The 14,808-nt window shown below is 29.1% G+C and carries 15 protein-coding genes; 5 read left to right on the top strand and 10 right to left on the bottom strand.

All coding sequences use genetic code 11. The features are described from left to right. Window positions 1–13 precede the first annotated feature (13 nt). Window positions 14–829, bottom strand: coding sequence for a DUF1853 family protein (locus AQ1685_RS10925; RefSeq protein ID WP_095072081.1), 816 nt, complete (start codon window positions 827–829; stop codon window positions 14–16). Window positions 830–910: 81 nt separating this feature from the next. On the opposite strand from AQ1685_RS10925, the gene AQ1685_RS10920 reads away from it, so the two are divergent. The 4 genes from AQ1685_RS10920 to AQ1685_RS10905 all read left to right on the top strand — a co-directional run bounded on the left by AQ1685_RS10920 (window position 911) and on the right by AQ1685_RS10905 (window position 5,156). Further along, window positions 911–2,053, top strand: coding sequence for a vWA domain-containing protein (locus AQ1685_RS10920; RefSeq protein WP_095072079.1), 1,143 nt, complete (start codon window positions 911–913; stop codon window positions 2,051–2,053). Between the two features lie 3 nt (window positions 2,054–2,056). Beyond that, window positions 2,057–3,520, top strand: a complete 1,464-nt coding sequence (locus tag AQ1685_RS10915; protein ID WP_095072077.1) for an AAA family ATPase — start codon at window positions 2,057–2,059, stop codon at window positions 3,518–3,520. A 65-nt stretch (window positions 3,521–3,585) separates the two neighbouring features. Then, on the top strand, window positions 3,586–4,431 hold the full coding sequence (blaOXA, locus tag AQ1685_RS10910; protein WP_095072074.1) for a class D beta-lactamase: 846 nt from the start codon (window positions 3,586–3,588) through the stop codon (window positions 4,429–4,431). 416 nt (window positions 4,432–4,847) lie between these two features. After that, window positions 4,848–5,156, top strand: coding sequence for a hypothetical protein (locus AQ1685_RS10905; RefSeq protein ID WP_095072072.1), 309 nt, complete (start codon window positions 4,848–4,850; stop codon window positions 5,154–5,156). Window positions 5,157–5,549: 393 nt separating this feature from the next. Here the strand turns inward: AQ1685_RS10905 and miaA are convergent, their stop codons facing one another. From miaA to AQ1685_RS10865, 8 genes are all read right to left on the bottom strand, one after another. Next, a complete protein-coding gene (miaA, locus tag AQ1685_RS10900; protein ID WP_095072070.1) occupies window positions 5,550–6,473 on the bottom strand; it encodes a tRNA (adenosine(37)-N6)-dimethylallyltransferase MiaA in 924 nt (307 codons plus the stop codon). Continuing rightward, on the bottom strand, window positions 6,473–7,297 hold the full coding sequence (locus AQ1685_RS10895; RefSeq protein WP_095072068.1) for an ion transporter: 825 nt from the start codon (window positions 7,295–7,297) through the stop codon (window positions 6,473–6,475). Before AQ1685_RS10895 ends, miaA begins: the two co-directional genes overlap by 1 nt. A gap of 22 nt (window positions 7,298–7,319) precedes the next feature. Further along, a complete protein-coding gene (locus tag AQ1685_RS10890) occupies window positions 7,320–8,417 on the bottom strand; it encodes an exonuclease domain-containing protein (protein WP_095072066.1) in 1,098 nt (365 codons plus the stop codon). An 88-nt stretch (window positions 8,418–8,505) separates the two neighbouring features. Further along, on the bottom strand, window positions 8,506–9,168 hold the full coding sequence (locus AQ1685_RS10885; protein ID WP_095072064.1) for a YggS family pyridoxal phosphate-dependent enzyme: 663 nt from the start codon (window positions 9,166–9,168) through the stop codon (window positions 8,506–8,508). After that, a complete protein-coding gene (locus AQ1685_RS10880; RefSeq protein ID WP_095072062.1) occupies window positions 9,165–10,406 on the bottom strand; it encodes a DUF1015 domain-containing protein in 1,242 nt (413 codons plus the stop codon). Before AQ1685_RS10880 ends, AQ1685_RS10885 begins: the two co-directional genes overlap by 4 nt. Before the next feature lie 3 nt (window positions 10,407–10,409). After that, complete coding sequence (locus AQ1685_RS10875; protein WP_095072060.1) at window positions 10,410–11,351, bottom strand: NAD(P)-dependent oxidoreductase; 942 nt, start codon at window positions 11,349–11,351, stop codon at window positions 10,410–10,412. Window positions 11,352–11,443: 92 nt separating this feature from the next. Next, complete coding sequence (gene serC / locus AQ1685_RS10870) at window positions 11,444–12,508, bottom strand: 3-phosphoserine/phosphohydroxythreonine transaminase (protein WP_095072058.1); 1,065 nt, start codon at window positions 12,506–12,508, stop codon at window positions 11,444–11,446. A 12-nt stretch (window positions 12,509–12,520) separates the two neighbouring features. Next, entirely contained in the window at window positions 12,521–13,582 is a 1,062-nt protein-coding gene (locus tag AQ1685_RS10865; RefSeq protein WP_095072056.1) for an acyl-CoA reductase, read from the bottom strand. A gap of 71 nt (window positions 13,583–13,653) precedes the next feature. Here AQ1685_RS10865 and AQ1685_RS10860 point away from each other — a divergent pair, with 71 nt between their 5' ends. Beyond that, a complete protein-coding gene (locus tag AQ1685_RS10860; RefSeq protein ID WP_095072055.1) occupies window positions 13,654–14,004 on the top strand; it encodes a 4Fe-4S dicluster domain-containing protein in 351 nt (116 codons plus the stop codon). Between the two features lie 48 nt (window positions 14,005–14,052). On the opposite strand, the gene AQ1685_RS10855 is transcribed toward AQ1685_RS10860, so the two are convergent. Next, window positions 14,053–14,796, bottom strand: a complete 744-nt coding sequence (locus AQ1685_RS10855) for a class I SAM-dependent DNA methyltransferase (RefSeq protein ID WP_095072053.1) — start codon at window positions 14,794–14,796, stop codon at window positions 14,053–14,055. Between the last annotated feature and the right edge of the window lie 12 nt (window positions 14,797–14,808).

Below are 14,808 nucleotides of genomic sequence, written 5' to 3'. Positions count from 1 at the left end.
GAGGTGGTTATTGCTACCACCAAACTATGAAAACTTTGTAAAGCTCGCCATTATTTTTTTTCAACCAAAATAATGGAGAGCTTTTTTTATTTAAAAATAATACTAACTTTTCTCTAAAATCTTTGTACGATAGCCAATCTACATTGTAGTGTGGTTTTACTAACCAATTGTGTTTTGTAGGGATAAAAAACTTACAATCTTCAAATAAATTTAATTCTTTTTCATAAATATAAAATCCTTCAATACATTCGTTATTAATTACAGGAAAATCTTTTTTTAGATCATTTAAATGGGGAAATAATTGCGCTTTAAAAAGTACTTTCTGGTGAATATCTTTTACATTTAAATTATATTTTTTTAAGGTTTCAATAGTTTTTTCATTGTATAGTAAAGGAAGTTGTTTATGAATCAATTTTTCATATTTCTGATAAAAACTATCATTTCTATTAGGACCAATCCAATGTTCAATCTCAGAATTTCCCACAGAAGAGTCATATAAATAAAACTTGTAAATGATTTCTAAATGATGAGGTATATCGTTTTGTAAAAGGATACAATCTATTTCTCCTACAGTTATTTTATCATTTTGTATTTGTAGATTTTCAGTAATAATACCAATGTTTTCATTTTCATTAAGTTCATTAAAAACAAATTGTTCAACTAATTTTCCTAGTCTAGGATTGCTATCAATTTTAAGTTTAAATAAACTTTCGTAATCGTATTGATAATCAGTTAATTGAATTAGTTTATCTAAAGTATTGATCCATAGTGGTTTGGTTTGTAAATAACCCTGATATTGTAATTGTATTTCTTTGTTTTTAAAGTGCATTAATGTTAAAATAATTCTAAATAGTGGTAGTTATGATTTCCAAACTTGGTGTAAAAATACAAATAGCCGTATTTTTATACTATGATTAATCAGTTTAAAAAAGGACTGCGTTTTGAAAAATTTGAAGAAAAGCAGATTCCGCCATTCGATAAACTTTTTGATATTTTCAAAGAATTGATCACATACACTTCTGGTGATTTCGATGAAGCTTTCGAATGGTTAAAACAATTAGACAAAGAATATAAGTTAACCACACCTGAATATACTTTAGATGATTTCCTTGAAGACTTAAAAAATAAAGGTTATATCCGAGAAGAGTTTGATGATCCAAAAGATGGAACAGGAAATGGTGATGGGAAATTAAAAATCACTTCTAAAACAGAACAAGCTATTCGTCAGAATGCGTTAGATCAAATTTTTGGTAAACTAAAAAAAAGTCGTTTAGGAAACCATAAAACGAAAACCACAGGTCAAGGTGATGAACACACAGGAGAACTCAGAAACTTCCATTTTGGTGATGCTTTAGATCGAATTTCTATGACAGAGAGTATTAAAAATGCTCAAATCAATAACGGAATAGGTAATTTTTCTCTAACTGAACAAGACTTAGTTGTAGAAGAAACCAATTTTAAAGCTCAAATGAGTACGGTTTTAATGATTGATATCAGTCATAGTATGATATTGTATGGTGAAGATAGAATAACACCTGCTAAAAAGGTAGCAATGGCTTTAACAGAGTTAATAAAAACACGTTACCCGAAAGATACTATCGATATTTTAGTTTTTGGTAACGATGCTTGGCCAATTTCTGTAAAAGAACTTCCGTATTTAAAAGTAGGTCCATATCACACAAACACTGTAGCAGGTTTACAATTGGCTATGGATATTTTACGAAGAAAGCGTAATACCAATAAACAAATTTTTATGATTACCGATGGTAAACCTAGTTGTTTACGTTTACCAGATGGAACATATTATAAAAATAGTAATGGTTTAGATAAATACATCGTAGAGAAGTGTTATAAAATGGCTTCTCAGGCAAGAAAGTTACACATTCCAATTACCACATTTATGATTGCTCAAGATCCATATTTGATGCAATTTATCCGTCATTTTACACAAGCAAATCAAGGAAAAGCATTTTACACAGGACTTAAAGGTTTAGGGGAAATGATTTTTGAAGATTATGAACAGAACAGAAAAAAAAGAATACGAGGAATATAAATTATGAAGTATACCGAAATAAAAACATTAGGCGCTTTAAAAGAAGCAGGTTGTAAATCGATTTCTATTAAAGATGAGTTAAGAAATAATTTAATTAAAAAACTAAAAAATCAAGAAACTGTTTTTGAAGGTGTTTGGGGTTACGAAAACTCAGTAATTCCAGAGCTAGAAACAGCAATTTTGTCTAAACATAATATAAATCTCTTAGGATTAAGAGGGCAAGCTAAAACCAGATTAGCTCGTTTAATGGTTACTTTATTAGACGAATATGTTCCCGTTGTTGGAGGTTCAGAAATTAATGACGATCCTTTCAATCCTCTATCTCGTTTTGCAAAAGAATTAATTGCAGATCGTGGAGATGATACACCAATTACTTGGTTACATAGAGATGAACGTTTCTTTGAAAAGTTAGCAACTCCAGATGTAACTGTAGCAGACTTAATTGGTGATATTGATCCGATTAAAGCCATGAACTTAAAATTGAATTATGCAGATGATCGAGTAATTCACTTCGGAATGATTCCAAGAGCAAATCGCTGTATTTTTGTAATTAATGAAATTCCCGATTTACAGGCTCGAATTCAAGTTTCTCTATTCAATATACTTCAAGAAGGAGATATTCAAATACGAGGCTTTAAATTGCGTTTACCGCTAGATATTCAGTTTATTTTTACTGCAAATCCAGAAGATTACACAAATAGAGGTAGTATTGTTACGCCATTAAAAGATAGAATTGGATCGCAGATTTTAACTCATTATCCGAAATCAGTAGATATTGCAGAGAAAATTACAGAACAAGAAGCTAAAATTTTACAAGGACAAAAAGACACTGTTTGCGTACCTAAATTAGCTAAAAGATTAGTTGAACAAATTAGTTTTGAAGCCAGAGAAAGTGAATATGTAGATGTAAAAAGTGGCGTAAGTGCTCGTATGAGTATTTCGATATTTGAAAATTTATTGAGTACAGCAGAGCGCAGAAGTTTGTTAACTGAAGATGATAAAACATCAATACGATTATTAGATTTCTTTGGTACAATTCCTGCAATTACAGGAAAAATTGAATTGGTATACGAAGGTGAACAAGAAGGAGCAGATGTTGTAGCGCAGTCTTTAATTAGTAATGCTGTAAAAACAATTTTTGTTGAACTTTTCCCAGAAATCAAAAAGCTAAAGAGAGAAGATGAAGAAACTCCTTATGATGGAATTTCTCAATGGTTCTATTCAAAAGATGCAATTGAATTATTAGATGATATGGATGATGCTTATTTTAAAGAACAACTAGATAGCATAACGCCTCTAAATGGTTTAATACATAAATATCAACCAGAATTTCCTAAAGAAGATTTATATTTCTTAAAAGAGTTTATTCTTTGGGCTTTGTCTGAATATAAAATTTTAAATAAAGAGCGTTTTACAACAGGTTTTCAATTTAACGACCCTTTAGCAAATTATATCAGAGGAATATAAATTCAAATACATAAAATTTTAAATAGCTCAGTATTGCACTGAGCTATTTTCTTTTAAATTTGACTATGAAATTATTTAAACTTCTTCTGATTTTATTACTTATTGTTTCATGTAAAGAGACAAAAAAACAAAATATAAAAGCAGGCGTGCTTAAAAATGAGTCTCAAAAAGATAGTTTGGTTATCTCTATTCAGAAAATACTAGATAGAGAAAAATTAAAAGGTTCAATTCTTGTTTACGATACTCAGAAGAAAACTTATTATTCCAATGATTTTGATTGGGCAAAAACAGGGAAATTACCAGCATCTACTTATAAAATTCCAAATTCAATAATTGCTTTAGAATTAGGAATTGTAAATAATGATAGTACGCTTTTAAAATGGAGTGATGAGTCGAGAAGATTAAAGTTATGGGAACAAGACTTAACCTTTAAAAAGGCATTTCACTATTCATGCGTACCGTGCTATCAAGAAATTGCTAGGAAAATAGGAGTACAACGAATGCGAGATAATGTAGCTAAGCTAGATTATGGTAGCATAGAATTAGATTCAACAACGATCGATAATTTTTGGCTTCAAGGAAACTCAAAAATTACACAATTTCAACAAATTGATTTCTTACGTCGTTTCTACAATGTTGAATTACCAATAGATAAGAGAACAGTTGTTATCATGAAAAGAATGATGGTTATAAATGATAATGAAGTTTATAAATTAAGTGGTAAAACAGGTTGGTCTATCGTAGATGAAAAGAGTAATGGATGGTTTGTAGGCTATGTAGAAAAAAATGATAATGTGATTTACTTCGCCACAAATGTTGAACCTTTACCGGAATTTGATATGAGTTTGTTTCCAAAAGCAAGAAAACAAATAACTATGGAAGCTTTGAAGAACCTTAACTGTATGCAATAAAAGTAAAAACTCACCAAAATCATAGCACTTTGGTGAGTTTTATACAACCCCTAAAACAAACTTAAAATTACATCTTTCCTTTTCTAGCAATTTTTTTTGATCTCTAATTCACTTTTTTTAATCAACTAATTGTTTTTCTTTCTCACTTTAAAAGTAGTTTACAGGTATAGTTTTTACAATTCATATTGAGTGAAAACAGCTTTTTATTGAGTAAATGATATGGAGTAATTAGTAAAAACTTTAATATATTTTCAAAAGATGTATAAACGTACTGTTAAACTAAGTATTTGAGTCGTTTTTGTTCTTTTGTTTTTTTCCTTAGTTCTTTAAAAATTTTCCTGTATTCATTAGAAAGCCATTTCTCAAACTTTGTGATCTAAGTAGTTTTGAGATGTCATTAAAAAAAACTAAACACAATGAGAAATACAAATAAAGAACTAATCTTTTTAAGAACATTTGCAATTACAATAGCTTTAGGGATCATAACATTTGCTTCGTTAGCTTTTAAACAGTTTGCCACCAATAAAAAATTTGGCACTATAGATGTTGAACGAATTAATATTGTAGAAAATGATGGAACCGTAAAAATGGTTATTACCAACGCAAATCATTTTCCGAGTAAAGGAGATGAAGTAAATGGAATAGTCTATCATAAACGTACAAAAAGAGCAGGAATGATATTTTATACAGAAGATGGTAAAGAATGTGGTGGATTTATTTTATGATGGAAATAAAATAAAAAAAGCACATACTTCTGCCTTCAATTCTTGGATGGGATTGTAGCATGATGTGATTTTAAAAATAAAATAAACCCCATCAAATCATAGCTTTTTGATGGGGTTTATAAGTTTTAAAGAAACAGAAATTACATTTTCATTTTTCTAATTTTTTGTTTTTAGATTCATTTTCTTTAGCAAATTTCTTCCTTTTCTAGCAATTTTTTATTTTTCAATTCATTTCAATTTTACTTTTCTTTTTCAAAAGATTACGTTGTTTTTCTTTCTCAATTCAAATGTATAATAATAGTCATGTTTGTACAATCTGTATTGAGTGAATACGATTACTTATCGAGTAAAAGTGATATTATATTGAGTGAAAGAATTTGAAAAGTATCTTATTTATGATTTTGAATTCAAATTTTCTCTTTGAAGATCTTCTATTTTATTAATGATCTGTTTGTGATCATCTTTAAAATCAAACCAAAGAGTTTCTGTATCTCTTCTAAACCAAGTTAATTGTCTTTTTGCAAATCGTCTTGTATTCTTTTTAATTTCAGAAATTGCAAAATCTAAATCCCAGTTTCCATCAAAATATTCAAAAAGCTCACGATATCCAACAGTTTGTAACGCATTTAAATCTTTATGAGGAAATAAAGCTTTAGCTTCTTCTAACAAACCGTTTTCTATCATAATATCTACTCTTCGATTTATACGATCGTAAATAATTTCACGATCAGCAATTAATCCAATTTTGATAGATTTAAAATTTCTGGGTTCCTTTTCTTTATTGATGAAATAGGAGTAAGGTTTATTCGTACCAATGCATATTTCTAAAGCACGAATAAGTCTATGTGGATTATCAATTGCTATTTTTTCATAAGATTTAAGATCCAATTCTTTTAACTTTTCTTGTAAAGTTTCAATGCCATTTTCTTCAAGTTCCTTAGATAATTTTTTTCTAATATTTGGATCTACATCAGGAAAATAATCTAAACCTCTTAAAACAGCATCAACATATAATCCACTTCCACCAACCATAATTTGAGTTGGATTTTCAGTGAATAATTGATTAAGTTTTTTAATGGCATCTTTTTCAAAACTACCGACATTATAATCTTCAAAAACACTTCTATTTTGAATAAAGTGATGTTGAGCAGCTTCTAATTCAAAAGGTTCAGGAACGGCAGTTCCTATAGCCATTTCTTTATAAAACTGTCTAGAATCACAGGATAAAACATCACAATTAAAGTATTTTGCTAATTTTATACTTAGTGCAGTTTTACCAATTGCTGTTGGTCCTACGATAGTGATTAATGTATTCATTATTCGTGTAGCTTATTTCCACAATTATAACAGTAAATAGCATCATCATCATGACCTTCAGTAGCGCAATGAGGGCAAGATTGTGTATTTAAATCTAATTCAGTTTTCTTCACGATTTCTGAAGAAACAATTCCTGTAGGAATAGCAATTATAGCATAACCTAAAATCATGATTGCACTCGCAATAAATTGTCCTAAAGGAGTTCCTGGAGCAATGTCTCCATAACCAACAGTTGTAAGTGTTACTATGGCCCAATATACACTTCTAGGTATACTTGTAAAACCATTTTCTGCGCCTTCAATTAAATACATTAACGATCCTAAAATGATACAGATGATTAAAACAAAAAATAAAAAAACTGAAATTCTAGCTAAACTAGCTTTTATTGCTTGTGATAAGTGATTAGATTCACCTATAAATCGTGCTAATTTTAAAATTCTAAATACACGTAATAGTCGCAATGCTCTTAAAGCAACTAAAGTGTTCGTACCTACAAAAATTACGGAAAGATATTTAGGAATGGTAGATAAAAGATCGATGATACCATAAAAACTAAAAATATATTTTGAAGGTTTTTTAATAGAAATAACTCTCAAGATGTATTCTATAGTAAAGAGTATTGTTATTGCCCATTCTGATATATTTAGAACATAACTGTATTTATCATTGATAGTATTTACACTTTCTAACATAACAATAGTTATACTAAAAAGGATAGCTATTAAAAGAATTACATCAAAAAGTTTTCCTTCAGGTGTATCTGCTTCATAAATAATTTCATGAAGTTTTTCTTTCCAGTTTCTTTTGGTTTTTTGAGTACTCAAAGCAGTTATTATTTGAGCAATATTACAAATTATTTTCTAGTTCGTATCGTACAATTTTATCAGCATTATTAGTGGTTAAATAATTTTTGATAATTGTTTTAGCTAACATTTTATTTTTAACAGGCGTTAAAATATTTTTAAGTATTTCTATTTTATTTGTTTGATACGACAAATTGGTATAAGCGTATCCAATAACTTCATTATTTTCTACTAAAATTACAGCATTTTCTTCTGGAATTCTTCCTTTAGAAATGAAAATAAAATGATCATGACCAAAATTCTTTTCAGTCATTTTTCTTTTACGAATAATATTGTATTTGGGCTTTAAAGTATCTAATTGTAAATAATATTTTAAACGTGTAAATAATTCATTACCTGTATTTTCAAAAGTTATAGAGTCTACTTTATCTTTTATTTTTAAAGCACGTTTAGATTGTTTCAAAAACAGTTTATTAGCTTCAAACCGAATGTTTTTACCTCTACCTATAAAAATAACATTGCCTTCTTCATTATGCACATAATAAATACCTTCTTCTTCAGGAAGATCATCAAGTATGTTTTTAATTTTAAGTTTATGATTTCTATTATCTACATACTTTATAGTTTGTTGAACAATATTTTTTTCTTTGTCCTTTTCTAAGAGAAGTTGAAATAATTTTACAGTAGCTAAAGCATCTCCATTTGCTCTATGTCTATCTGTGACAGGAATTCCCAAGTTTCTACATAATTTACCCAAACTGTATGAAGGTTGTTCTGGAATCAGTTTTTTACTTAATGAAACTGTACACAACGTATTTCTGAAGTAGTTATAACCTAAACGATTGAATTCAGTTTTTAGCATTCTGTAGTCGAAAGCAGCATTATGTGCAACAATAATACAGTTTTCTGTAATTTCAACTATACGTTTAGCTATTTCATGGAATTTTGGAGCATTACGAAGCATTTTGTTGTTGATTCCTGTTAAACTAACAACAAACTCTTGTATTTCCTTTTCAGGATTTACTAAAGTTATAAATTGATCAACTATTGAATGACCATCGAACTTATATACCGCTATTTCGGTAATTCCTTCTTCGTTAAATTTTCCACCAGTGGTCTCAATATCTAAAATTACATACATGCAAACATCTCTCCCGTTAAAAGTTTAGTAAAATTAAGGAATCATTAAAGGCAAATATAAGAAAATCAGTTTAGTAATCGAATAGAGATTACTTTTTGTAATTTCTAGCTCCAAAAATAGAACTTCCTATTCGAACCATTGTACTTCCACATTCTATGGCTAACTTGTAGTCGCCGCTCATTCCCATTGATAAAATAGAAAAATCAGCATTATTTTCTTTAAGATCATTATATAGATTATATAATGAAGAAAATTCTTTTGTTAATTGATCTTGATTATCTGTAAAAGTAGCCATTCCCATCAAACCGACAACTTTTACGTTGTTTAAGTTACTAAATTCTTTTGAATTAAGAATATTTTTGATTTCATCGAATGGCAATCCGAATTTTGTTTCTTCTTTCGCAATACGAGCTTGTAATAGACAATTAATGACTCTGTCGTGCTTAAGTGCTTGTTTATTAATCTCTAAAAGTGTCTTAAAACTGTCAACTCCATGAATTAAATCTACAAAGTGAGCCATGTATTTCACTTTATTTCTTTGTAAATGACCAATCATGTGCCACTGAATATCTTTTGGTAACTCATCGTATTTTGTTACCATTTCTTGAATTTTATTTTCACCGAAAATACGTTGACCAGCTTCGTAAGCCTCTAAAATATCAGTTGAAGGCTTAGTTTTAGATACTGCAACTAATGTAATTTCTTTTGGAAGTTTACTTTTTATTTGATTAAGGTTATCTTTTATCATTATAAGATTTCGTAAATTGTTAAGGCACTTCTTAATTTTGGCTCTATATATGTTGTTTTAGGCGGCATCACTAAACCTTTATCTACTATAGTTTTAATTTCTTGTATAGAAGTAGGCATCATACCAAAAGAAACAACAAATTGTCCATTATCCACTTTGGTTTTAAGTTCTAAACTATCAGATTTATCTTGAGAATAGATAATTTTAGAATCATTTCTAATATCTTCTATACCTAGAATTGGTTTTAAAACAGTTTGAAATAAAATTTCAGCATCTAATTTGCTTAAATCATCAGTGAATTCATAGGCAGATTTACGTAAATAAAGTGCATAAAAATCGCCTTTCAGATACATACTGAAATGATGTTTTTCTTTTGGTTTGTATAATTCCTGACCTCTTTTTTCTATTCTGAAATAAGTATCTAACTCAATTAGAAATTCATCTGGTGTTAAACCGTTTAAATCTTTAATAAATCGGTTGAATTCATAAATACTAAGCTGACTTTCAGGTAATAAATAACTCATGAAGAAGTTGTAATCTTCTTCTCCTGTGTGATTTGGATTTTCGTTAGCTAAATTTTTAGCTAAAATACAAGATGATGTTGTGCGATGGTGTCCGTCTGCAATATAAAGTGTTTCTATATTTTGAAAAGCTTCAGTTAAACTTTCAATATCTGATGGAGTATCTATTAACCACAACAAATGAAGATCTTTATCTGAAGTTGTAAACTCGTATTCTGCTCTTTCTTTTTGATATTTTTTTATAATTGTTTCTACTTGATCATTGTCTGGATAGGTGAGGAGTACTGGCTCTGCATTAAATCCGGTATTTTTCAAGTAATTTTCAAATAGTAATTCTCTTTTTCTTAGTGTTCGTTCATGAATTTTGATCACATTATTGTGATAATCCTCAGTTGAAGTAGCAGCAATGATTCCGCTGAACGATTTTCCTGAAGATATTTTTTGATATACGTATAAAGATGGCGTTTTATCTTGTGTAAAAACGTTAGCTTCTTTAAACTCTAAATATCTATTATGAACTAATTTAAAGCGTTTTTCACCCGTAACATCTTGTATATGATATTTGTATCCAGGGTTTACAACATGTAAAAAAGTAAAAGGATTGAATGCTAGTTTAGCATTCAATTCACTTTCTGGATAAGTTTCATAAGATTTAGATGAAACTAATGCAACTTTATCTCGAGTTGGTCGAACTGCTTTAAACGGTTTTATTTTAGCCATATATTACGATAGTAAATTAGCAATTTGATTTGCCAATTCGATACTAATTTTTTCTTGTGCTTCGTTTGTAGCTTTAGCAACATTAGGTGATAATGATAAATTTGGATTCATTAATAATTGAATCTCTGGATTTGGTTGATTTTCAAAAACATCTAAAGCAGCATAACGAATAGGTCCTTTATCTATAGAAGTAATTAATGCTATTTCATCTACTAAACCTTCTTTTACACAGTTAATAATCATCACGCCTTCTTTTACTTTTTTAAATTCAGCTTCTCCTAATTTAAAGTTATCTGAGTTTAAGTGTACAGTTATAAAGTCAGATTCTTCAAGTAATTCATCAAAAGGAATAGTGTTAAATTCAAAATTTACAGTTTGTCCATCGAAGAACTCTAATTCAAGTGATGTTTCTACAATTTCAGGATCAGAGAACACAACTTTCATTCCATAACCTAAAGCTATTTTTGCTGTAGCTAAACTTGAACTATTAATTCCTATTAAACCTAACGTTTTACCACTTAATTCTACTCCTTGATATAATTTGTGTAATCCTTTAAAATTCATATCACCTTCTAAAGGCATTTCTCTGTTTGCTAAATGTAAATTTCTAGCTAAACCAGATAAGTGAGCAAAAATTAATTCGGCTGTAGCATTAGCACTTCCTTCCTTACTATCAACAATGTGTAAACCTTGATCAATAGCATATTGTACGTCGATGTTATCCATTGAGCCACCAGAAGCAATTAATTTTAAAGTGGGACAACCATCAATCAATTCTTGTTGAATTTGTGTATTGTCTTTAACTAAAATAGCATCAATGCTATTATCATTTATATAGTTCTCAAGTTGTTCTTGAGCAACTTTAGTAATAATTACCTCAAATCCTTTGCTTTCTAAAATATCAACTCCTCCTTGAGTAATTCCTTCGTTTACTAATATTTTCATTTTATAATTTAATTCGTTTTGTACGTCAAATTGAAATTATTTCAGTTTCTCCAAATAATAAGATGCTGAAACTAATTCAATATGATATGTTTTTATGCTTTTCTTTCTAACTCTTTCATTACATCTACTAATGCTTGTACACTATATAAAGGTAAAGCATTGTACATACTAGCTCTGTAACCGCCAACAGAACGGTGGCCATTTATTCCGCTAATGTTAGCTTCTTTCCACATCGAATCGAAACGGGACTGTAAATCTTCGTTAACAATAGTGAATGTAGCATTCATAGTACTTCGATCCTCTTTGGATACGATTCCTTTGAAAAGAGGATTTCTATCTATTTCATCATATAATAATTTCGCTTTCTTTTTATTTACATCTTCAATAAAAGAAACTCCGCCTAAGCCTTTTAACCAATCTAAGGTTAGCATAGAAACATATACTGCAAAAACAGAAGGCGTATTAAACATACTGTCTCTTTCTACATGAACTTTGTAGCTTAACATAGAAGGAACTTCTCTACAAATACGCTCAAGTAAATCTTCTTTAATAACAACTAGAGTAGTACCAGCAGGTCCCATATTTTTTTGAGCTCCAGCATAAATTAAGTCAAATTTTGAAAAATCTAATTGACGAGAAAAAATATCTGAACTCATGTCACAAATCAAAGGAACATTAGTTTCTGGGAATGTTTTCATTTGTGTTCCATAAATGGTATTATTACTGGTACAATGAAAAAAATCTACATCATTAGGTACCGTATATTCTTTTGGAATATAAGTGAAGTTTTTATCTTTTGAAGAAGCTACTTCAATTAAATCACCAAATAATCTAGCTTCTTTAATTGCTTTAGTACTCCAAGTTCCAGTATTTAAATACGCAGCTTTTTTGCTTAAAAAATTATAAGCTGTCATTAAGAACTGAGTACTAGCGCCTCCTTGTAAAAATAGAGCTTTATACCCCTTATTTAATAAGTTAAGATGCTCTAATGCTAGTCTTCTTCCTTTTTCTATAACCTCTACAAAAGGTGCGCTTCTATGGGAAATTTCAATTAATGATAAGTCGTCATTATTAAAATTTACAATAGCTTCAGAAGCTTGTTTTAATACTTCTTCAGGTAAAATACATGGACCCGCGCTAAAATTGTGCTTTTTCATTTAAAATAAAATTTAGAGGTTTGATAGAAAGTTTAATGTGTTTATGCCATCAGCATAATCCCATAAATTAGGATGTTGTGTTTGTCCGAAAGAGATTTCATTTTCAATAAAATCCTTAGAAACTACACATTGTATTTTTTCTCGGTCTTCGAAAAGTTTAATTTTTAAGTCATCAGAGTTTTCATAATATTCATAAAAAACAGATGCAATGGGTGAAGCGTAACTTTCATCTTCTTTAATCATTAAAAATCCGTTTTCAAGAATATCGAATTCACTCATTAAGTATACCGCTTTGTTATAATCGTAATTATTAGCATACTTGGTATTATTAATAATATCTTGTTTATTGTACATGCCTTTAAAGAATTGATCAAAATCATATCCTTTAGGAATGAATAATTTAGAAACAGAACGACACCCTAAACCGAAATAACGAAAAACATCTTCGCTTAATTTTGCATAATCTTCTTCGTTTTCATTTCCAGATATTACTGCAACTGAGTTTCTGTTTTTACGAATAATATTAGGTTTATCTTTAAAATAAAATTCAAAATATCTTGCAGTATTATTACTTCCTGTGGCGATAACTGCATCAAAATTTTCTAATTTTTCACTGGTGAAAGAAATTTTACCTTTAAATTCTTCATTACAAAACTCAAGATATTTAGCTAAAAAAGGCAGTAAGTGTTTATCGTTGCTTGAAAGTTTAGTTAAAACAGCATGACCAGAAATTAGTACAGAAAGGAAATCATGAAAACCAACTAATGGAATGTTACCAGCCATAATTATTGCAACAGTTTTTGTTGAATCGTTGTTCAATGATTCATCTTTTGTCCACTGTTCAATATTTTTTTCGGTCAAAGCGCTCGCCCAGCTCTCACAAGCAAATAGTAGATTTTCTTTTGTAAACCAGCTGTTATTTTCTTCTGCCAATTTTAGTTGATGCTTAAACCCATCAAAGAAAATATCATTAAATTCTACTTTAGCATCTTTTAAAATTTCATTTCTAGAAAATTGACTTAAAAAATCACCTAATTTGATAAAGGCTTCAATACGTTTTCCGATTTTGTCCATTTAAATTGTTTCTAAATTAAATTGGCTTTATTTTTGCGATAGCAAAGTTACAAAACTGAAATAGATTAGCTATGGCGATTATTATAACAGATGAATGTATAAATTGTGGTGCTTGTGAACCTGAGTGCCCAAATACAGCAATATACGAAGGAGCAGAAGAGTGGAAATATGCAGATGGTACAGATTTAGAAGGAAATATAGTTTTACCAAACGGAAATAATGCAAACGCAGATGAAGATCAGGAGCCAATTTCTGATGAAATTTATTACATAGTTGCAGATAAATGTACAGAATGTAAAGGATTTCATGAAGAGCCACAATGTGCTGCTGTTTGTCCTGTTGATTGTTGTGTTCCTGATGAAAACAACGTAGAAACAGAAGAAGAGTTGTTAGGTAAACAACGATTTATGCACAACGATTAAATTCTAAATTTTAAGAATTATGAAACCCAAGCACTTAGTTTGGGTTTTTTATTGTTTTTGAGCTACAACGACATACGTATCGAATGCGTAACTCTTTCTATCAATTATTTCTAAAACTGTAAAATTATTTATCTCCAGAAATAATTGCCATTCATTTATTGTAAAAGCACGAACTTCAGATTGATCTTCAGTGATAAGCGTGTGATTTTTATTTTTAATTTCATAATATTTTGCATCCCATTGAAACATAAAATTCTCTTTGGTAATCTTAGGTTTCATAAAACTAGTTCTTGAATATGTTGTATTTCTTGTTTCTGCATTGTGAATAATTGTTTTTCCATCTTTTATTAGTTTAAAAAAACGGTTTGCATCTATAAAATCGAAGCAAAATATTCCTTTTTTATCTAGATGGCTATAAATGTTTTTTATAGCTTTTTGTACTGAAACATTATTCAATAAGTAACTAGTTGTTCTAGCTGTAATGATTACACTATCAAAAGTTTTATTTAAATAAAAATTGGTCATATCACCTTTATGAAAAGTACCTGTTGGATTTCTCTTTTGTGATAGTTTAACCATATCATTACTTAAATCCATACCGTTGTAATCGATTGTAGAATGAATAAAATGTTTTGCTAAATGACCAGAACCACAACCAATTTCTAATACATTTTCTTTATTGTGTTTTTTGATAATTTTTGAGTAAAATTGAAATTCTTCCTCATAATTGATAAAGGTTTGATACATTTCATCATAGATGTTTTCTAAACCATTAGAATATAAACTTTGCATAGATAGATGATT

The sequence above is a fragment of the Tenacibaculum jejuense genome (genome assembly GCF_900198195.1).
Classification (GTDB): domain Bacteria; phylum Bacteroidota; class Bacteroidia; order Flavobacteriales; family Flavobacteriaceae; genus Polaribacter; species Polaribacter jejuensis.
This window is presented reverse-complemented; position numbering and strand designations above follow the sequence as displayed.

What these genes read in the sequence shown, in the direction of transcription:
- AQ1685_RS10925 (WP_095072081.1), bottom strand. Translation starts at nt 829, where the DNA reads ATGCACTTTAAAAACAAAGAAATACAATTACAATATCAGGGTTATTTA.
- AQ1685_RS10920 (WP_095072079.1), top strand. Translation starts at nt 911, where the DNA reads ATGATTAATCAGTTTAAAAAAGGACTGCGTTTTGAAAAATTTGAAGAA.
- AQ1685_RS10915 (WP_095072077.1), top strand. Translation starts at nt 2,057, where the DNA reads ATGAAGTATACCGAAATAAAAACATTAGGCGCTTTAAAAGAAGCAGGT.
- blaOXA (WP_095072074.1), top strand. Translation starts at nt 3,586, where the DNA reads ATGAAATTATTTAAACTTCTTCTGATTTTATTACTTATTGTTTCATGT.
- AQ1685_RS10905 (WP_095072072.1), top strand. Translation starts at nt 4,848, where the DNA reads ATGAGAAATACAAATAAAGAACTAATCTTTTTAAGAACATTTGCAATT.
- miaA (WP_095072070.1), bottom strand. Translation starts at nt 6,473, where the DNA reads ATGAATACATTAATCACTATCGTAGGACCAACAGCAATTGGTAAAACT.
- AQ1685_RS10890 (WP_095072066.1), bottom strand. Translation starts at nt 8,417, where the DNA reads ATGTATGTAATTTTAGATATTGAGACCACTGGTGGAAAATTTAACGAA.
- AQ1685_RS10880 (WP_095072062.1), bottom strand. Translation starts at nt 10,406, where the DNA reads ATGGCTAAAATAAAACCGTTTAAAGCAGTTCGACCAACTCGAGATAAA.
- AQ1685_RS10875 (WP_095072060.1), bottom strand. Translation starts at nt 11,351, where the DNA reads ATGAAAATATTAGTAAACGAAGGAATTACTCAAGGAGGAGTTGATATT.
- serC (WP_095072058.1), bottom strand. Translation starts at nt 12,508, where the DNA reads ATGAAAAAGCACAATTTTAGCGCGGGTCCATGTATTTTACCTGAAGAA.
- AQ1685_RS10865 (WP_095072056.1), bottom strand. Translation starts at nt 13,582, where the DNA reads ATGGACAAAATCGGAAAACGTATTGAAGCCTTTATCAAATTAGGTGAT.
- AQ1685_RS10860 (WP_095072055.1), top strand. Translation starts at nt 13,654, where the DNA reads ATGGCGATTATTATAACAGATGAATGTATAAATTGTGGTGCTTGTGAA.
- AQ1685_RS10855 (WP_095072053.1), bottom strand. Translation starts at nt 14,796, where the DNA reads ATGCAAAGTTTATATTCTAATGGTTTAGAAAACATCTATGATGAAATG.